The 19029-nt window shown below is 58.9% G+C and carries 21 protein-coding genes and 1 tRNA gene; 5 read left to right on the plus strand and 17 right to left on the minus strand.

Annotated elements, in window-relative coordinates:
- Positions 1–12: 12 nt before the first annotated feature.
- From nuoK to rpsO, 17 genes are all read right to left on the minus strand, one after another.
- On the minus strand, positions 13–321 hold the full coding sequence (gene nuoK, locus CTATCC11996_RS12205) for an NADH-quinone oxidoreductase subunit NuoK (RefSeq protein ID WP_003057821.1): 309 nt from the start codon (positions 319–321) through the stop codon (positions 13–15).
- Entirely contained in the window at positions 318–998 is a 681-nt protein-coding gene (locus CTATCC11996_RS12210) for an NADH-quinone oxidoreductase subunit J (protein ID WP_003076492.1), read from the minus strand. The genes nuoK and CTATCC11996_RS12210 overlap by 4 nt, the downstream gene beginning before the upstream one ends.
- A gap of 34 nt (positions 999–1032) precedes the next feature.
- Positions 1033–1542 carry an NADH-quinone oxidoreductase subunit NuoI gene (gene nuoI / locus CTATCC11996_RS12215; RefSeq protein ID WP_003057824.1) on the minus strand — a complete coding sequence of 170 codons (510 nt, stop codon included), beginning with the start codon at positions 1540–1542 and terminating at the stop codon, positions 1033–1035.
- An 11-nt stretch (positions 1543–1553) separates the two neighbouring features.
- Positions 1554–2630, minus strand: coding sequence for an NADH-quinone oxidoreductase subunit NuoH (gene nuoH / locus CTATCC11996_RS12220; protein WP_003057825.1), 1077 nt, complete (start codon positions 2628–2630; stop codon positions 1554–1556).
- Positions 2627–4744, minus strand: coding sequence for an NADH-quinone oxidoreductase subunit NuoG (gene nuoG / locus CTATCC11996_RS12225; protein WP_003076494.1), 2118 nt, complete (start codon positions 4742–4744; stop codon positions 2627–2629). Before nuoG ends, nuoH begins: the two co-directional genes overlap by 4 nt.
- Positions 4745–4767: 23 nt before the next feature.
- Complete coding sequence (gene nuoF / locus CTATCC11996_RS12230; RefSeq protein ID WP_003076496.1) at positions 4768–6132, minus strand: NADH-quinone oxidoreductase subunit NuoF; 1365 nt, start codon at positions 6130–6132, stop codon at positions 4768–4770.
- Positions 6129–6620 (minus strand): NADH-quinone oxidoreductase subunit NuoE, encoded by a 492-nt coding sequence (nuoE, locus tag CTATCC11996_RS12235; RefSeq protein ID WP_003057829.1) that lies wholly within the window; start codon positions 6618–6620, stop codon positions 6129–6131. Before nuoE ends, nuoF begins: the two co-directional genes overlap by 4 nt.
- Positions 6617–7870 (minus strand): NADH-quinone oxidoreductase subunit D, encoded by a 1254-nt coding sequence (locus CTATCC11996_RS12240; RefSeq protein WP_003076498.1) that lies wholly within the window; start codon positions 7868–7870, stop codon positions 6617–6619. The genes nuoE and CTATCC11996_RS12240 overlap by 4 nt, the downstream gene beginning before the upstream one ends.
- Positions 7871–7899: 29 nt before the next feature.
- Positions 7900–8511, minus strand: a complete 612-nt coding sequence (locus tag CTATCC11996_RS12245) for an NADH-quinone oxidoreductase subunit C (RefSeq protein WP_003076499.1) — start codon at positions 8509–8511, stop codon at positions 7900–7902.
- A 9-nt stretch (positions 8512–8520) separates the two neighbouring features.
- Positions 8521–9000 carry a NuoB/complex I 20 kDa subunit family protein gene (locus CTATCC11996_RS12250; RefSeq protein ID WP_003057832.1) on the minus strand — a complete coding sequence of 160 codons (480 nt, stop codon included), beginning with the start codon at positions 8998–9000 and terminating at the stop codon, positions 8521–8523.
- Between the two features lie 22 nt (positions 9001–9022).
- The gene (locus CTATCC11996_RS12255; protein ID WP_003064381.1) at positions 9023–9382 is read right to left on the minus strand and encodes an NADH-quinone oxidoreductase subunit A; all 360 of its coding nucleotides are present in this window, start codon (positions 9380–9382) and stop codon (positions 9023–9025) included.
- A gap of 74 nt (positions 9383–9456) precedes the next feature.
- Positions 9457–9541, minus strand: a tRNA-Leu gene (locus tag CTATCC11996_RS12260).
- Between the two features lie 120 nt (positions 9542–9661).
- Entirely contained in the window at positions 9662–10045 is a 384-nt protein-coding gene (gene secG / locus CTATCC11996_RS12265; RefSeq protein WP_003076502.1) for a preprotein translocase subunit SecG, read from the minus strand.
- A gap of 57 nt (positions 10046–10102) precedes the next feature.
- Positions 10103–10849, minus strand: coding sequence for a triose-phosphate isomerase (gene tpiA / locus CTATCC11996_RS12270; RefSeq protein WP_003076504.1), 747 nt, complete (start codon positions 10847–10849; stop codon positions 10103–10105).
- Positions 10846–11853, minus strand: coding sequence for an NAD(P)H-quinone oxidoreductase (locus tag CTATCC11996_RS12275; protein ID WP_034349079.1), 1008 nt, complete (start codon positions 11851–11853; stop codon positions 10846–10848). The genes tpiA and CTATCC11996_RS12275 overlap by 4 nt, the downstream gene beginning before the upstream one ends.
- A 132-nt stretch (positions 11854–11985) precedes the next feature.
- Positions 11986–14238 carry a polyribonucleotide nucleotidyltransferase gene (gene pnp / locus CTATCC11996_RS12280; protein ID WP_003076509.1) on the minus strand — a complete coding sequence of 751 codons (2253 nt, stop codon included), beginning with the start codon at positions 14236–14238 and terminating at the stop codon, positions 11986–11988.
- A 205-nt stretch (positions 14239–14443) separates the two neighbouring features.
- Positions 14444–14710, minus strand: coding sequence for a 30S ribosomal protein S15 (gene rpsO, locus CTATCC11996_RS12285; protein WP_003057844.1), 267 nt, complete (start codon positions 14708–14710; stop codon positions 14444–14446).
- 598 nt (positions 14711–15308) lie between these two features.
- On the opposite strand from rpsO, the gene CTATCC11996_RS12295 reads away from it, so the two are divergent.
- The 5 genes from CTATCC11996_RS12295 to CTATCC11996_RS12315 all read left to right on the plus strand — a co-directional run bounded on the left by CTATCC11996_RS12295 (position 15309) and on the right by CTATCC11996_RS12315 (position 18917).
- Positions 15309–15893, plus strand: a complete 585-nt coding sequence (locus CTATCC11996_RS12295) for a GspH/FimT family pseudopilin (RefSeq protein WP_003076513.1) — start codon at positions 15309–15311, stop codon at positions 15891–15893.
- Between the two features lie 101 nt (positions 15894–15994).
- Positions 15995–16534 carry a GspH/FimT family pseudopilin gene (locus CTATCC11996_RS12300; RefSeq protein ID WP_238532409.1) on the plus strand — a complete coding sequence of 180 codons (540 nt, stop codon included), beginning with the start codon at positions 15995–15997 and terminating at the stop codon, positions 16532–16534.
- Entirely contained in the window at positions 16522–17214 is a 693-nt protein-coding gene (gene pilV / locus CTATCC11996_RS12305; RefSeq protein ID WP_003076516.1) for a type IV pilus modification protein PilV, read from the plus strand. Before CTATCC11996_RS12300 ends, pilV begins: the two co-directional genes overlap by 13 nt.
- A gap of 9 nt (positions 17215–17223) precedes the next feature.
- Positions 17224–18084: a PilW family protein gene (locus CTATCC11996_RS12310; RefSeq protein WP_003076518.1), complete on the plus strand. Its 861-nt coding sequence runs from the start codon at positions 17224–17226 to the stop codon at positions 18082–18084.
- Between the two features lie 5 nt (positions 18085–18089).
- Positions 18090–18917: a pilus assembly PilX family protein gene (locus CTATCC11996_RS12315; RefSeq protein WP_034348957.1), complete on the plus strand. Its 828-nt coding sequence runs from the start codon at positions 18090–18092 to the stop codon at positions 18915–18917.
- The last annotated feature ends 112 nt before the right edge of the window (positions 18918–19029 follow it).

The following is a 19029-nucleotide window of genomic DNA, read 5'->3' on the forward strand; positions in this document are numbered from 1 at the left end:
GTTACGGCGGACTCAACCCTTGAGGGCGTTGAGATCTTCCGCATCGATGCTTGTCTTGTTACGGAACAGCAGCACCAAGATCGCCAGACCGATGGCCGACTCAGCAGCAGCCACTGTCAGGATGAAAAACACGAACACCTGGCCGTGCATGTCGCCCAGATAGCTGGAAAACGCGACAAAGTTCATGTTCACAGCCAGCAGCATCAGCTCGATGGCCATGAGCAAGACGATCAGGTTCTTGCGGTTCAGAAAGATGCCAACCACGGAGAGTGCAAACAGCATGGCACCCAGCGTCAGGAAGTGGCCCAAAGTCAGCGTCATGCTTTTGTCTCCACAGCAGGCGCTGCAGCCGCGGCTTCAGCGTCAGGTTTTTGTGCAGGCTTGGTGCTGTCGACCTTGACCAGCTTGATGCGGTCAGAGGCGCGTACACGAATTTGATCTGCAGGGTTCATGGCCTTGCTGTCCTTGCGCTTGCGCAGCGTCAGGGCAATGGCGGCAATCATGGCCACCAGCAGGATCACGGCCGCGATTTCCACGGGATACAGATATTCCGTGTACAGCAGCTTGCCCAGAGCCTGTGTGTTCGAGTAAGGAACGGTCTGGCCGGCGGCATTGACCATGGTCGCACCAACAGCCTTGGCGTCTTCGACGTCGCCGAAACCGCCCATCAGCACCATGCCCATTTCAAAGGCGATCAGCACACCGATCAGGGCTGCGAACGGGAAATGCTTCCAGAAACCGCGGCGCATGGAATCGATACGGATATCGAGCATCATCACCACGAACAGGAACAGCACCATCACAGCACCCAGATAGACCAGCACCAGAGCGATGCCGAGGAATTCAGCCTTGAGCAGCAGCCAGATGGCAGCTGCTTGCGAGAAGGCCAGAATCAGATTGAGCACGGCATGCACAGGGTTGCGAGCCGTGACAACCCGGAAGGCTGCAAACAGCAGCACGACCGAGAACAGATAGAAAAAACCAGTTTTGGCGTCCATGGATCGAATCTTTTCAAGTGATCAAGGAGCCGCTTCAGCGGTACTTGGCATCTGCCGCCTTGTTGGCAGCGATCTCGGCTTCATAACGGTCACCCACTGCCAGGAGCATGTCCTTGGTGAAGTAGAGATCACCGCGCTTTTCGCCGTGGTATTCGAAGATGTGCGTCTCCACGATGGAGTCCACCGGGCAGCTTTCTTCGCAGAAGCCGCAGAAGATGCACTTGGTCAGATCGATGTCATAGCGCGTGGTACGGCGCGAGCCGTCGTCACGCACATCGGACTCGATGGTGATGGCCATGGCAGGGCACACGGCTTCGCAAAGCTTGCAGGCAATGCAGCGCTCTTCGCCGTTTTCATAACGACGCAGGGCGTGCAGACCACGGAAGCGTGGCGACTGAGGTGTTTTTTCCTCAGGGAACTGCACCGTGATCTTGCGACGGAAGGTGTAGCGACCAGTCAGGGCCATGCCCTTGGCCAGTTCCCAGAGCATGAAGCTCTTGAGGAAATCCTTGAAGGAGAAAGGTGTTGCAGCTACTGCAGACATACGTACTCCGCTTATTTCCAGATGTTCCAGGGCGAGTACAGCCAAGCACCCACAACCACCAGCCACACCAGGGTGACGGGAATGAAGATCTTCCAACCCAGACGCATGATCTGGTCATAACGGAAGCGCGGGAAGGTAGCGCGAATCCAGATGAAGCACGACACCACCAGGAAGGTCTTGATCGCCAGCCAGATCCAACCGGGGATGAAACCCAGGAAGTCGAACGGAGGCAACCAGCCGCCCAGGAACATGATCACGGCCAGGATGGAGACCAGCCACATGCTCGCGTATTCGGCCAGGAAGAAGACCGCAAAGCCCATGCCCGAGTACTCGACCATGTGACCGGCCACGATTTCGGCTTCGCCTTCGACCACGTCAAACGGGTGACGGTTGGTTTCGGCGACGACCGAGATCAGGTAGACGATGAAGATGGGCAGCAGGGGCAGCCAGTTCCAGGACAGGATGCTCATGCCCATGGATGCGAACTGGCCTTGACCCTGGCTCATCACGATGGCCGAGAGGTTCATGCTGCCCGTGACCATGATGACCACCAGGAAACAGAAGCCCAGCGCGATTTCGTAGCTCACCATCTGAGCGGAGGCACGCAGCGCGCCCAGGAAGGCGTACTTGGAGTTGGAAGCCCAGCCCGCAATGATCACGCCATAGACTTCGATGGAAGTGATGGCCATCAGCAGCAGCAGACCCGCGTTCACGTTGGCCAGGGCCACATCGGGGGCAAAGGGAATCACCACCCAGGCTGCCAGGGCCGGCATGATGGCCATGACCGGACCCACATAGAACAGGCCCTTGGCAGCTGCCGTGGGCTGAATCAGTTCCTTGGTCAGCAGCTTCAGGCCGTCAGCCAGAGGCTGCAGCAGGCCCGAAGGACCCACGCGGTTGGGGCCCAGACGGATTTGCATGAAACCCAGCAGCTTGCGTTCCCACAGTGTGAGGTAGGCCACGGCACCCATCAGGGGAGCCACGATGGCCACGATGCCGAGCAGAATCCAGATGACGGGCCAGGCCACATCGGTCCAGAAAGGAGCGGCGGACAGGCCCGCGCCCCAGGCTTTCAATGCGTCGATCATGCGGCGCCTCCCTCACGAACCTGACGAGCGTCAGCCGTCAATTGCAGCGACGTAGCGCGGCGCACGATGCTGTCGAGCTGGTAAATGCTGGCGACTGCAGGCGCAGTCACATTGCCGGCGGGCACTGCGCTCACGGCCTGGGCCGCATTGCTCAGCACATTGGCGGGCACTTGGGCAGCGCCGCCAGTGGCCTCAGCCAGCACGTCTTGCGACGTCTCATAGTCCACGCCCGGCACACCCATCAGATTGGCCAGCACGCGCAGCACCTTCCATGCAGGACGCGTGTCGGCCAGAGGCTTGACCACGGCGTGGAAGCTCTGCAGACGGCCTTCGGCGTTGACGAAGCTGCCCGAGGTTTCCGTGAACGGAGCAATGGGCAACAGCACATCGCTGAATTCCAGGTTGGCCTTGAAGGGGCTCAGTGTCACCACCATCTCGGCCTTGTTCAGACCGGCGATGGCGGCCTTGCCGGCAGCGCTGTCGAACTCGGGCTCGTTGTTCAGCAAGATGGCAGCCTTCAGGCCACCATCAATCATCTGAGCAGCATTCAGACCGTTGCCAGCAGGCATGGCCTTGACCCATTGCGCGCCCACGGTGTTGGCGGCTTCGGTCAGATAGCCCACGGCGGCGCCAGTCTGCTCGGCAACCCAGCTGGCCAGAGCCAGCAGTGCGGAAGCCTGAGCATGGTGCGCTGCGGCATTACCCAGCAGTACGGCCTTTTGCTCGCCGGCCAGCAGGGCAGCGGCAATCGCCTTGGCTTCGTCATGGACCTGACCTGCCACGGGGGCCGAGACACCCTTGACTTCGGCCACAGCAGCTGCCACATCGGCCAGGGCCTGAGCCCAGTCGCCGGCAGCGACCACCGATGCGTTGACGGGCAAGGCCCAGTCATAGACGCGATCGTTGATGGCGAAGACCTTGCAGCCCTTCTTGGCAGCCTGGCGAATGCGCTGCGCGAACAGCGGATGATCCTTGCGCAGGTTGGAGCCCACGATCAGAGCCGACTGCAGAGTGCTCAGTGCGGCGATGGGCAGACCCAGCCACTGCACGCCTTGGGTGGCAGCAAACTCGGCATTGCGCAGACGGTAGTCGATGTTGTCGCTGCCGATGCCGCGCACCAGCTTGCCGGCCAGGAACAGCTCTTCCACCGTGCTGTGTGGGCTGACCAGAGCGCCGATGGCGCTGGCGCCATGGTTGTTCTTGATCTGCTGCAGGCCGTTGGCCACATATTCCAGAGCGGTCTGCCAGTCGACTTCCTTCCACTCGCCGCCCTGCTTGAGCATGGGCTTGGTGAGGCGTTCGTCGCTGTTCAGCGCTTCGTAGGAGAAGCGGTCACGGTCGGCAATCCAGCATTCGTTGACTTCTTCGTTCTCGAAGGGCACAACGCGCATGACCTTGTGGTTCTTGACCTGAACGATCAGGTTGGAACCTGTGGAGTCGTGCGGAGCCACCGACTTGCGGCGCGACAGCTCCCAGGTACGGGCGCTGTAGCGGAAGGGCTTGCTGGTCAACGCGCCCACGGGGCAGATGTCGATCATATTGCCCGACAGCTCGGAGTCCACGCTATCGCCCACCACGGTGGTGATCTCGGAGTGCTCGCCGCGGTGAATCATGCCCAGTTCCATGACGCCGGCCACTTCCTGGCCAAAGCGCACGCAACGTGTGCAGTGAATGCAGCGGCTCATTTCCTCCATGGAAATCAGCGGCCCCACGTTCTTGTGGAACACCACGCGCTTTTCTTCTTCGTAGCGCGAAGAGCTGCTGCCATAACCCACTGCCAGATCCTGGAGCTGGCATTCGCCGCCCTGGTCGCAGATGGGGCAGTCCAGCGGGTGATTGATGAGCAGGAACTCCATCACCGACTGTTGTGCCTTGATGGCCTTTTCGCTCTTGGTGCGCACGATCATGCCCTGCGTCACTGGCGTGGCGCAGGCGGGCATGGGCTTGGGAGCCTTTTCCACATCCACAAGGCACATGCGGCAGTTGGCCGCAATGGATAGCTTCTTGTGGTAGCAGAAGTGAGGAATATAGGTGCCGGCCTTCTCGGCTGCATGCATGACCATGCTGCCTTCAGTCACCTCGACCTTTTTTCCGTCCAGTTCAATTTCAACCATATGCTTGTCTCGCGATCAGGCGCTTATGCTGCCTGTTTGGAAGCGTTCTGGATCTTCGCTTCGAACTCGTGGCGGAAGTGCTTGATCATGGCGCGAACCGGCATGGCTGCCGCGTCGCCGAGCGCACAGATCGTGCGGCCCATGATGTTCACGGATACCGAGTCCAACAGCTCGATATCTTCCGGACGGCCTTCGCCGTGCTGAATACGGTTCACCACGCGCCACAGCCAGCCCGTGCCTTCACGGCATGGCGTGCACTGGCCGCAGGACTCGTGCGAATAGAAGTACGACAGACGCAGCAGGCACTCGACCATGTCGCGCGAATCATCCATCACGATCACTGCGCCCGAACCCAGCATGGAGCCGGCCTTGGAGATGGAGTCATAGTCCATCGTGCAGTCCATGATGATGTCGGCAGGCAGCACGGGCGATGAAGAGCCGCCGGGGATCACGGCCTTGAGCTTGCGACCGGTGCGCACACCGCCCGCCAGCTCCAGCAGCTTGCTGAAAGGCGTGCCCATGGGAACTTCGTAGTTGCCGGGCAGGTTCACGTCGCCGCTGACCGAGAAGATCTTGGTGCCGCCGTTGTTGGGCTTGCCGCATTCCAGGTAGGCCTGGCCACCGTTGCGGATGATCCAGGGAACGGCCGCAAAAGTCTCGGTGTTGTTGATGGTCGTGGGCTTGCCGTACAGACCGAAGCTGGCAGGGAATGGCGGCTTGAAGCGGGGCTGGCCCTTCTTGCCTTCCAGCGATTCCAGCAGCGCGGTTTCTTCTCCGCAGATATAGGCACCAAAGCCATGGTGGGCATGCAGCTGGAAGCTGAAGCTGCTGCCCAGGATGTTGTCACCCAGATAACCGGCCGCGCGGGCTTCTTCCAGGGCGGCCTCGAAGCGCTCATAGACTTCGAAGATTTCACCGTGGATGTAGTTGTAGCCGATGCTGATGCCCATCGCGAAAGCGGCAATGATCATGCCTTCGATCACGATGTGCGGGTTGAACATCAGGATGTCGCGGTCCTTGCAGGTACCAGGCTCGCCCTCGTCGGAGTTGCAGACTAGGTGCTTCTGACCGGGGAACTGGCGGGGCATGAAGCTCCACTTCAGACCTGTGGGGAAGCCCGCACCACCGCGGCCACGCAGGCCGGATTCCTTGAGCGTCGCGATGACCTGATCTTGCGTCAGACCTTCGCTGCCGTCCTTGCCCAGCAGCTTGCGCAGAGCCTGATAGCCGCCGCGTGCTTCGTAGTCCTTGATGGACCAGTTGCTGCCGTTCAGATCCGCATAGATCTGGGGGTTGATGTGACGGTCGTGGAAGCAGGTCTCGTTGCCGGTCGATGCGAACTTGGCCAGCACGGCATTGGCGGCAGGATTGTTCAGAATCGTGCTCATGCCTTGCCCTCCGCTGCGCGCAGGCCGTCGACCAGCTCGTCGAGCTTTTCATTGCTCATGAAGCTGCACATGCAACGGTCGTTGACCAGCATCACGGGCGAATCGGCGCAGGCGCCCAGGCACTCGGACTGCTGCAGCGTGAACAGGCCGTCCTTGGTGGTCTCGCCCATCTTGATGCCCAGCTTGTGCTCCAGGTGGTGCAGGGCCTTGTAGCCATCGCGCAGCTGGCATGGCAGATTGGTGCAGACATTGAGCTTGTACTTACCAACGGGTTGCTGGTTGTACATGTTGTAGAAAGTGGTGACTTCGTGCACCGCAATCTCGGCCATGCCCAGGACTTCGGCAATCACTGCCTCGCTTTCCTGGCTGACCCAGCCCTGCTCCTGCTGCACGATAGACAGGCAAGCCATGACGGCAGACTGCTTCTGGTCAGCCGGATACTTTGCCACCTCACGCGCAAAGCGTTCTCTGGTCGCTTCGGTAATCATCGGTCAACGTCTCCAAACACGATGTCCAGGGTACTGAGCACCATCACGGCGTCAGCCAGCATATGGCCACGGCTCAGTTCATCGAGAGCAGCCATGTGCGCAAATCCTGGTGGACGAATCTTCAGTCGATAGGGCTTGTTGGCACCATCGCTGATCAAATAAATGCCGAACTCACCCTTGGGATGCTCGACGGAAGCATAAGCCTCGCCTTCGGGAACCTTGAAGCCTTCGGTAAAGAGCTTGAAGTGGTGAATCAGCTCTTCCATGTTGGACTTCATGGCTTCACGGCTGGCGGGCGCAACCTTGTGATTGTCCGTGATCACCGGGCCGGGATTGACACGCAGCCAGTCCACGCATTGCTTGATGATCTTGTTGGACTCGCGCATCTCGGCCATGCGAACCAGATAGCGGTCGTAGCAGTCGCCCGTGGCACCCACCGGAATATCGAAGTCCAGCTTGTCGTAGACCTCGTAGGGCTGGGTCTTGCGCATGTCCCAGGGCAGGCCCGAGGCACGCAGCATGGGACCGGTCAGACCCAGGTTGATGGCGCGCTCTGCAGACACCACACCGATGCCGACGTTACGCTGCTTCCAGATACGGTTGTCGGTCAGCAGGGTTTCGTACTCGTCCGCGCACTTGGGGAAGCGCTGCGTGAAAGCGTCGATGAAGTCCAGCAGCGAGCCCTTGCGGTCTTCGTTCATGGCCTCCATGGAGCGCACATTGCGCACCTTGCTGGCCTTGTACTGAGGCATGCTGTCAGGCAGATCGCGGTACACGCCACCGGGACGGAAGTAGGCCGCGTGCATGCGCGCACCCGAGACGGCTTCGTACATGTCCATCAGCGCTTCACGCTCGCGGAAGCTGTAGATCAGGATGGTCGAGCTGCCGGCATCGTTGCCCGAGGAACCCAGCCACATCAGGTGATTCATGATGCGGGTGATTTCCGAGAACATCACGCGGATGTACTGGGCGCGGATGGGCACTTCGATGCCCATCAGTTTTTCAATGGCCAGGCAGTAAGCGTGCTCGTTGCTCATCATCGAGCAGTAATCCAGGCGGTCCATATAGGGCAGCGACTGGATATAGGTCTTGCTTTCGGCCAGCTTTTCGGTCGCGCGGTGCAGCAGACCGATGTGCGGGTCGGCGCGCTGCACCACTTCGCCATCGAGCTCCAACACCAGACGCAGCACACCGTGCGCTGCCGGGTGCTGCGGACCAAAGTTCAGGGAATAGTTCTTGATTTCAGCCATGGTCTTCCGTCAAAAGGCGACGTGCGCCTTTAGTGCAGGCCTCCGCCGTAGTTTTCTTCACGAATGATGCGCGGCGTGATTTCGCGCGGCTCGATCGTGACGGGCTGGTACACCACACGTTGCTGTTCGGCGTCGTAGCGCATTTCCACGTGACCGGACAGAGGGAAATCCTTGCGGAACGGATGGCCGATGAAGCCATAGTCGGTCAGGATGCGACGCAGGTCTTCGTGACCTTCGAACACAATGCCGAACAGATCGAAGGCTTCGCGCTCGAACCAGTTGGCCGAGTTCCAGATGGGGTTGATCGAGGCCACCACGGGGAAGTCGTCATCCGCGCAGTACACACGCACACGCAGGCGCTGGTTCAACGTCAGAGACATCAGGTGGGATACAACGGCAAAACGCGGACCGTCCTTGCCGACTTCCGCATAAGTGGAGTAGTCCACGCCGCACAGGTCCAGCAGCATCTCGAACTGGCAGTCCGGAGCATTGCGCAGAATCTGCATCACGTCCAGATACTTGTCAGCGGATACCTCCACCGTCACTTCGCCATAGGCCAGAGTGACAGAGCGCACCTTGTCACCCAAGGCAGCAGTAACCACATCCCGAAGCTTTTCGGGGTGAATAGCAATTGCAGTCATCTCAGCCCTTTAAACGCGAGCGATGGTGTGGGTACGACGAATCTTCTGCTGCAGCTGGATGATGCCGTAGATCAGCGCTTCCGCTGTCGGAGGGCAACCAGGCACATAGACGTCGACGGGAACAATGCGATCGCAACCGCGCACCACCGAGTAGCTGTAGTGATAGTAACCACCACCATTGGCACAGGAGCCCATGGAGATGACCCAGCGCGGCTCGGACATCTGGTCATAGACCTTGCGCATCGCGGGAGCCATCTTGTTGCACAGCGTACCGGCAACAATCATCAGGTCAGAGTGGCGGGGGCTGGCACGGAACACTTCGGAGCCGAAGCGACCGATGTCATAGCGGGCAGCAGCTGCGTGCATCATCTCCACCGCACAGCAGGCCAGGCCAAACGTCATGGGCCAGATCGACCCTGTCTTGGCCCAGTTCACCACCGTGTCATAACTGGTGGTGACGAAGCCTTCCTTCATCACGCCTTCGATCATCGTGTTTCCTCAGAAAAGCTGCTTATTCCCAATCCAGGGCGCCTTTTTTCCACTCGTAGGCAAAGCCCACGACCAGAATGGCCAGGAAAATCAGGACAGCAACAAAACCCACGCCGCCGACATCTTTGAGTGCGACAGCCCAGGGCAGCAGAAATGCGATTTCCAAGTCGAACAGAATGAACAGGATGGCAACCAGGTAGTAGCGCACATCAAACTTCATTCGAGCGTCTTCAAACGCCTCGAAACCGCATTCGTAGGGGGAGTTCTTGGCAGCATCAGGGCGGTTGGGACCCAGCACGTAGCCGAGCACCAGGGGTACAACACCCACAGCCATGCCAATAAGAATGAACAGAAGAACGGGAAGGTACTGATCGATGTTCATCGAGTGGGCCTTGTTATGAAAACATGCCTCACCGATCACTGCCTGATCAGCAGGGCAGGTTTTTAGTTATGTGTTGGTGCCGTCGGCGAGACTCGAACTCGCACAGCTTTCGCCACTACCCCCTCAAGATAGCGTGTCTACCAATTCCACCACGACGGCTTCGTCTCAAAGTCCGGCAATCTCTGGAACCTTCATTGCAAAGATTCTGATCCCCAGACAATCCCTAGATTCTAGCCTGAAAAACCCCAGCCTTTGGGGTTCTTCAGGATTTTCTCCAAATTATTTCGTTGGGATCTGGGCTGCGCCTTCTGCAGGAGCAGCAGGAGGCACGGCAGCATCACCGGTAGTTGCAGGCGGCACAGCGGCAGCAGGCGCAGGAGCCGACACAGGAGCGCCCTCAAGCACGCTGCCCGAGCTCACCGGACGGGCATTGCCCAGATAAGCCAGTGCCAATGTCGCAACAAAGAACACCGTGGCCAGAGCCGCTGTGGAACGCGACAGGAAGTTGGCACTGCCCGAGGCGCCAAACAGGCTGCCCGACGAACCACTGCCAAAGGAAGCCCCCATATCGGCACCCTTGCCGTGCTGCATGAGGATGAGGCCGATCATGCCCAGAGCGGCCAGCATCTGGACCGCGAGAATGACGCTGGAAAAGACGTTCATATCAAAACCTAAAAATCTGAATCATTGCGCACCACACCGGAGTGCGGCGCAGACGAATTATTGCGCTGCCGCAATAATGGTGAGGAAATCCGGGGCCTTGAGAGCCGCGCCACCGATCAGGCCGCCGTCAATATCGACCTGAGCCAGCAGCTGCGCCGCATTGCCGGCATTCATGCTGCCGCCATAAAGCAGGGGCACGCGATCAGCCTTGTCGCTGGCCGCCGCCAGCTGCGCCCGCAGCACGGCATGCACCTGCTGGGCCTGCTCGGGAGTGGCAGTCTTGCCGGTGCCAATGGCCCAGACAGGCTCATAGGCCACAACCAGCTCGCTCACGCAGTGGCCGACCTGATGAATCACGGCTGCCAGCTGACGCTTGACCACCGCTTCGGTCTGACCCGCTTCACGCTCCGCCAGGGTCTCGCCCACGCAGACGATGGGCGTGATGCCCTTGGCCAGCGCGGCCTGGGCCTTGGCAGCGACCACGGCATCGGTCTCACCATGATACTGACGACGCTCGGAGTGACCGACCAGCGCATAGCGCACGCCGAACTCCTTGAGCATGGCGGCGGAAGTTTCGCCCGTGAATGCGCCCTGCTCGTGCTGGGACACATCCTGCGCGCCCACACCAATGGAAGTACCCGCAAGTTCCGCCTGAACCTGAGCCAGGTAAGGCGCAGGAGCAGCCACGGCCACACCCGCCTTGTTGTCAGCAGGCAAGCCCTGCTTGATGGCCTGCAGCAAAGCGGCATTGGCAGCCAGGCTGCCGTTCATCTTCCAGTTGCCAACAATGAGTTTTTGCTTCATGTTTCCCAAGTCAAAACGATTTTTCCGGTGTGCTGGCTGGATTCCATCAGCGCATGAGCCTGCGCCGCATCAGCAGCATCGAATTCACGATAAATGGCTGGGCGCACCTTGCCGGACTCCAGCAGGGGCCAGACATTGCGCTTGAGCGCCTCGGCGATCGCCGCCTTGAAGGCCACGGAGCGCGGGCGCAGCGTGGAGCCGGTCACGGTCAGTCGTTTGCGCAGCACCAGGCCTGCATCGAACTCGGCCTTGACGCCGCCCTGCACCGCAATGATGACCAGACGGCCATCAGGAGCCAGGCATTGGACTTCGCGCGCCACATAGCTGCCGGCGACCATGTCGAGGATGACGTTGACGCCTTCGCCCGCCGTGATTCGCTGCACTTCTGCCGCAAAATCCTGTGTCTTGTAGTTGATGGCGTGATCGGCTCCGAGCTTGAGGCAGTCATCGCACTTGGCATCGCTGCCAGCCGTGACAATGACCGTCGCGCCCCAGGCCTTGGCCAGCTGAATCGCCGTCACGCCAATGCCGCTGCTACCGCCCTGCACCAGCAAGGTTTCGCCGGGCTGCAGAGCCCCCCGGTCAAACACATTGCTCCAGACCGTGAAAAAGGTCTCGGGCAAGGCAGCCGCCTGCACGTCGCTGAAGCCCGCAGGCACCGGCAGGCACTGGTCCACGGGCGCAGCGCAGAAGCTCGCATAGCCGCCACCGGCCACCAGCGCGCAGACGCGGTCGCCAAGCTTGAAGCCCGCCTTGGCCATGGCCGCCTCGTCGCCCGCCACGATCACACCCGCCACCTCAAGCCCCGGAAGATCGGAGGCTCCGGCAGGCGGTGCGTAATGACCTTTGCGTTGCAGCACATCAGGGCGGTTGATGCCGCTCGCTGCAACGCGAATCAGCACCTCCCCCTCGGCCGCCACCGGCATGGGACGTACACCCATGCGCAGCACGTCTGGCGCACCATAGCTGGTGATTTCCACCGCTCGCATTGTGTTGGCTTCCATAGTCAGGCTTTGCTTCATCTAAGAAATCAGGCTCAAGCGCTTACGAAAAAAAGCGCTGGCAGCTACAAAATCAGGATCAACCAGCAAACGACAAAACAGGAGACCGCCTCCCAGCGGACTCCTGCTCAGCCATTACTGCTGCTGTTGCTGCTGCTCGTCAGCGGCTGCGCGGTTTTCGCGCGGCTCGCGGTTCTCGCGGGGTTCGCGATTCTGACGGGGAGCGCGTTCGCGGTACTCGCGATCGCCACGGGGTTCACGCGGCTCGCGGGGCTCGCGCTCGGGCATGCCGGCGGGACGCTCGGTCAGCGCCTTCATGGACAGCTTGACACGACCCTTGTCGTCGGTCTCCAGGACCTTGACCTTGACCACTTGGCCTTCTTGCAGGTAGTCGGTGACCTTTTCCACACGCTCGTGGGCGATCTGGCTGATGTGCAGCAGACCGTCCTTGCCGGGCAGCAGATTGACCAGAGCACCGAATTCCAGGATCTTGACGATGGGGCCTTCGTAGATCTTGCCGATCTCGACTTCGGCCGTGATCTGCTCGATGCGCAGCTTGGCGGCTTCGGCCTTGGCGCCGTCGGTGGCGGCAATGGTGATGGTGCCGTCTTCCTCGATGTTGATCTGAGTGCCGGTCTCTTCGGTCAGCGCACGGATGGTGGCGCCGCCCTTGCCGATCACGTCACGGATCTTCTCGGGGTTGATCTTCATGGTGTAGAGCTTGGGCGCGAAGCTGGAGACTTCGGTCTTGGCTTCACCCATGGCTTCCTGCATCTTGCCCAGGATGTGCATGCGCGCTTCCTTGGCCTGAGCCAGGGCGACCTGCATGATTTCCTTAGTGATGCCCTGGATCTTGATGTCCATCTGCAGGGCAGTGATACCGTTGGTGGTACCGGCCACCTTGAAGTCCATGTCACCCAGGTGATCTTCGTCACCCAGGATGTCGGTCAGCACGGCGAACTTGTTGTCTTCCTTGATCAGACCCATGGCGATACCGGCCACATGCGCCTTCATGGGCACGCCGGCGTCCATCATGGACAGGCAGCCGCCGCAGACCGAAGCCATGGATGAGGAACCGTTGGACTCGGTGATTTCCGACACCACGCGGATGGTGTAGGGGAACTCTTCCTTGGTCGGCAGGCAAGCGGCCAGAGCGCGCTTGGCCAGACGGCCGTGGCCGATTTCACGGCGCTTGGTCGAACCCATGCGGCCCACTTCGCCGGTGGCAAAGGGAGGCATGTTGTAGTGGAACAGGAAGCGGTCTTCGAACTCGCCAGCCAGCGCGTCGATCTTCTGAGCGTCGCGCTCGGTACCCAGAGTGGAGATCACCAGGGCCTGGGTTTCACCACGCGTGAACAGCGCGGAGCCGTGAGTGCGGGGCAGCACGGAGGAGCGGATCTCGATGGGACGCACGGTACGGGTGTCGCGGCCGTCGATACGGGGCTCGCCCGCCAGGATCTGCGAACGCACGATGCCGGCTTCGATGTCGAACAGCATGCTTTCAACCTTGACGCCGTCGAACGCCACGCCTTGCTCGGTCAAGGCAGCCTTGACGTCGGCGTAGGCTGTGCGGCAAGCCAGGGTACGCACCTGCTTGTTGCGCTCCTGGTAAGCGGCGCGCAGCTTGGCTTCGCCCAGCTCGACCACCTTGGCGATCAGCGCTTCGTCCTTGGCAGGAGCAGTCCAGTCCCATGCGGGCTTGCCGCCTTCACGCACCAGGTCATGGATGGCGTCAATGGCGATCTTGCCTTGCTCGTGGCCGAACACCACGGCGCCCAGCATCACTTCTTCAGGCAGTTGCAGGGCTTCGGATTCCACCATCAGCACGGCGGATTCGGTACCGGCAACGACCAGATCCATCTGCGAATCCTTGCGCAGGGTCTGACCGGGGTTCAGCACGTATTCGCCATTGATGTAACCCACACGGGCTGCACCGATAGGGCCGTTGAAAGGCAGGCCCGACACTGCCAGGGCAGCGGAGACAGCAATCATGGCAGCGATGTCGGCGTCGACTTCGGGGTTCAACGAAATGGTGTGGATGACCACATGCACGTCGTTGTAGAAGCCTTCGGGGAACAGGGGACGGATGGGACGGTCGATCAGACGCGAGGTCAGAGTCTCCAGCTCGGAAGGCTTGGCTTCGCGCTTGAAGAAGCTGCCGGGGATCTTGCCGGCGGCATAAGTCTTCTCGATGTAGTCAACGGTCAGGGGGAAGAAGTCCTGGCCGGCCTTTGCGATCTTGGAACCCACGACAGTGGCCAGCACCACGGTGTCGTCGATATTGACCAGCACGGCGCCGGAGGCCTGACGGGCGATTTCGCCGGTTTCCATGGTGACCGTATGCTGGCCCCACTGGAAAGTCTTGGTAACTTTGTTGAACATGGTCATATTGACTCCTTTATGAATAGCTAGATACGCTCATCCAGCCTTGATTTGGAGTGCAAACAGAACACGATGCCATTCCAGTGCTACGCTAAGCGCTACAAATAGTGCAGCACTGGAATGACACAGCTTCGCTCTGTTTTGCGAACTCCGAAGTAAAAAACGCCTGAGCTAGGCAATCTAACTCAGGCGTTTCGATCTTTCACCGTGCTTACTTGCGCAGGCCCAGCTTGGCGATCAGTGCTGTGTAGCGGTCAGCGTCCTTGGACTTCAGGTAGTCCAGCAGCTTGCGGCGACGGCTCACCATGCGCAGCAGACCGCGACGACCGTGGTGGTCCTTGGCGTTAGCCTTGAAGTGGGGAGTCAGTTCGTTGATGCGAGCTGTCAGCAGAGCCACTTGCACTTCGGGGCTACCAGTGTCGTTTTCGGAACGAGCATTGGCCTTGACAACTTCAGCCTTCTTATCGGCAGCGATCATTTTGTTTTCCTTAGGATTTGGCACTCGACGAGGAGCACCTTGGTTACTTGCGCCAAGACTGGAAAGGCCTCAGCGTGCGTCTTGCACCATGCAAAACTCGGCGATTATATCAAGAGGCGATTTATCCCCCATGCAATAGCACGACTAGGCACAAGACCAAGGCTGGCAAACCCGCTTGCCCGCTCCTGAGCAAGGCTCGGACAATGCGCCCATCACCTCCAGCCAGGGATCTGAAATGACCAGCTTTCCTCGACGCTATTCATTTGCCAGCCTCTGCACTGCGGCCCTCATGGTCTTCGCACTCGCAGATCAGCCTGCACTCGCAGCCAATGCAGGCCAACGCAAGCCCAAAGCAGCCAAGAAGCAAAGCAGCAAGGTCAAGATCCAGAACACCCGGAGCAGCTCGGAAGAAACTACAGCCGAACGCGATAGACGGCTGTATCGGGAATGCCAGGGAAGACCCAACTCCGGGGCATGCGCCGGGTATGCCTACCCACCTTCCGGCCGCCGCCGTTGAAAAACAACCACCGATCTCCCCATCAAGACCACTCATCCAGTCACAAAGCATTCGGCACGCAACGAAACGTAATATGCCAGCATGCTCAACCTGCCCCTCATTCGTCGCCATTTTTCCAGAGGCTTCACCGCCATTGAGCTCATGGTCACGGTTGCCATTCTGGCCGTTTTGGCCGGCATTGCCGCACCCAGCTTCAATCCAATCATTGAACGCTGGAGAGTGCGCCAGGCATCCGAGGAGTTGCAGTCCACGTTTTACTTTGCGCGCTCCGAAGCCATCAAGCGCGGCGGCAATGTGACCATTTTACGCAGCGGTGATGGCGGAGGCTGCACAGCAGTGGGCACAGACACCAGCCTCTGGAGCTGCGGCTGGATTGTGTTTGCCGACTTGAACAGTAACGGCGCGCAGGATAACAACGAAGACACATTGCAGACCGCGCCTGCCCCTAACAAGGTAAGCGTGCAGTTCACCAATACCAGCGATGCCAAGCTGACCGACCCGATCAAGGTTGACCGCTGGGGAAGATTCTCAAGCACGAATGCTGCCATCGATTTCGCTTTTCGACTGACCCCCAAGAATGGCAGTGCTGCCAACGCATCCTCAATCTGCATCAACAGCAGCGGGCGTATCAAGCGACTCGAATCTGCAACCGGCTCATGCAGTTAACCAAGCGAACAGGATCATTGGGCTGCGGCACAGGCCCGCCCTCAACGAGGAGTCTGCATGTACCCCTGCTTCAACAACGCCCCGCATCTCGCCACCCCGTCTTGAGCAGTTACGGATTCACTTCCATTGAGCTGATAGTGACCGTTGCCATAGCCGCAGTCCTCAGCGCCATTGCAGTGCCCAGCTTCAACTTTATTTTTGAGCGCTGGCGCGTCATGGAGGCCGTGGAGATCATGAAATCCAGCCTGATGTTCGCCCGCTCAGAAGCTATCAAGCGCGGCGGCAACGTATATCTGGAAAAGCTTCCCCGAACCACTGTTGGCTGCGTCACCGACGGAACCACCCAGGACTGGGATTGCGGCTGGGTCGTCTTCGTGGACAGCAATGGCAACAGGCGCTGGAACAGTGGAGAGGAAATCCAGCGCTATGAACCCCCAACCAAAGTAACCGTCACCAGAACCAAATCAGGCGCCACCATCCGTGTCGACCGCTGGGGAATGATGGATGGTGCCAATTTGATCGGCTTCACGATAGCACCTCAGCCTGCCGGAATAGCCTCTGCCGCCACCAAAGGCATTTGCATGTCTTCGGGCGGACGAATTCGAGTCATTGAACAAAAAGACGTGCCATGCACCAACTGAATCACACTCGCCAAATCGGCAAACAGCGAGGCATCACTTTGCTGGAATCGTTGATTGCCATCGTCGTTGCCGCACTGGGCATCCTCGGCATCCTCGGCGTACAAATGCGCACGCTGACCGACACCCAGACCAGCATGCGCCGCGCTCAGGCCATCCGTTTGATTGAAGACCTCAGCGAGCGCATGAAGGTAAATCCCAATGCACTGAGCGGCATCAACACCTACGTCACGGGCTGGACCGCCACACCGCCAACCACTGCGGCGACCAAAAAATGTGTTGGCAGCACTACCTGCACTCAGGCTGAGTTGGCCGAGTACGACCTCAAGGAATGGAAACGTTTGGTGGAGCGCTCGCTCCCGCTTGGCAATGCAGCCACCTTCCTGGCCCTTGCTGACGGTGACGCCAACAGCATCACCAACCGTCGGCAATTGGGCGTGCTCATACGCTGGCGGGAAAACGAGCGCGAGGACTTTGCAAGCGACGCTGCCCAAAAGGCCTACAAGGACGCCATCAACACCGGAGCCAGCATCAAGGGTGACGGCAGCATTGGCACCAAAGACCCCACCTCCTGCCCCGCCAACTTCACTTGCCATCTTCAATACATACCGGTCAGTGCACGCTGCGCACCTGACTTTCGTGCAGGCAATAGTGCACCTTTGTTTTTCTGCCCCGGAACCTGACGTATCCTTATGAAAGTCTCCAGCATCGCGAGAAGCCAGCCCCAGCGCGGCGTGACTCTGATTGAACTACTCGTCGGCATCGTCATCGGACTTCTGACGATAGCCGTCGCCATGGGTGCGCTGATGGTCTCAAGAGGCGTTACCGGCACGGTCAGCGATAGCAGCATGCTGCAGCAACAAGCGGCATACGCCTTTCGCGTCATCGGGCAACAGCTCCGCCAGGCCGGTTCCTTGAAACTGAATCTAGCCTCACAGAAGTCAGAAGGAGCCGATATCGATATGTCGGATCCGGTAGCCTTTGAGACCAAAGCCACAGATTTCGATCCCGCTGTCAATACCATCAGCGGTATGGACAGCCCCGGCACCAATGAATACAAGCTCACCTTGGGTTATCGCAACTATAAAGAGCCGGTATATACATCGACAAATCCTGCATCCATGCTGCGCGATTGTCTCGGCCAATCACCCAATGAAAATTTGATTCAAAGCCGGTTCTCGCTCAATTCCACAAATAATGAATTGCGCTGCGTGGGCGCATCAGGAAACTCACAGCCCATTATTCAGAATGTCGCTAATTTTCAAGTGCGATATTTGCTGCAGACATCGGCATCCAGTGGATCCCCGCAGATCAGCTATGTCGATGCAGCTACTGTGGCAAGCGCTTGGCCGCAAGTTGTCGGCGTGGAAATATGTCTGGTGCTTTATGGCAATGAAGCCATTGATATGCCGGACAACACCACCTACCTGGACTGCGACAACACTACATCCGTCACCATGAATACATTGGCTGCCCCGCGTACGCGGCGAGCGCATATGGTTTTTCGCAACATCTACCAGCTGCGTAGCCAGGGGCTGGCTACCGTCAGCTGAATATCATGAATACATTCAAAATTCCCCGACAAAGAAAACAACGAGGTATATCACTATTCATTGTGATCATCTTTGTCATGCTCTCCATGTTGCTGGCCCTGTGGGCATCTCGCACATCGCTGTTCAATGAGTTGATCGTCGGCAATGATGCCGATTACCAGCGAGCCTTCGAGGCGGCACAGGCCATCTTGCAAGATGCCGAACTCGATATTCGTGGAGAAAATGCAGACGGCAGCTTTTGCACACCCAATGACAGCGACGGAAATATATGCCGACGCACGACTGCACAAAAGATCCCGCTAGAAGCACAAGAGGTTGGCGCTCTTCTGGCGGACCTCGCAGACCCCACCAAGATTGCCAGCACGGCGCCGAAATGCAAAAACGGGATTTGCATCAAGCGCGCCGATCGTCCTGACATCAAAGACAAGCAGGACTTCTGGAACAACACAGATTCGACCAAGGGCATTACCCTGACACAAATGACCGACGTACAGACAGGCACCACCACGCCTGTCGGCGCACGCTATGGTCAATTCACAGGCGCCGCAATCGGAGATGATGATAGTCCGGCAAGCGCCATATTGCGAGACAGAAGTGCCGCCAACCAAGGGGCCTGGTACTGGATCGAAATTCTCCCCTATGACGATAGCAGCAAGAATTCCGGCGTTCTTGTGAATAGCACAGGCACTGGCGCCATAAACCCCAACAATATTCTTGCGCTTAACTTAACACCCAATATTGTCTACAGAATTACGGCGCTTGCTTATGGCCGCAAACCTACCACCATGGTTGTATTGCAGCAAACATATGCACGCCAGAAGCTAAAAGACTAACTCATTCAAAGAACTTTCGCGATTACCTAAAAGGTGAAAGCCGTGCAAAATAATATTCCTCATCATTTTCGAAAAAAAATAGTTCCCGCAGCCATCGGATTGGTCATTGCAC

It is taken from the genome of Comamonas testosteroni ATCC 11996 (genome assembly GCF_000241525.1).
In the GTDB taxonomy this organism is placed as follows: Bacteria; Pseudomonadota; Gammaproteobacteria; order Burkholderiales; family Burkholderiaceae_C; genus Comamonas; species Comamonas testosteroni.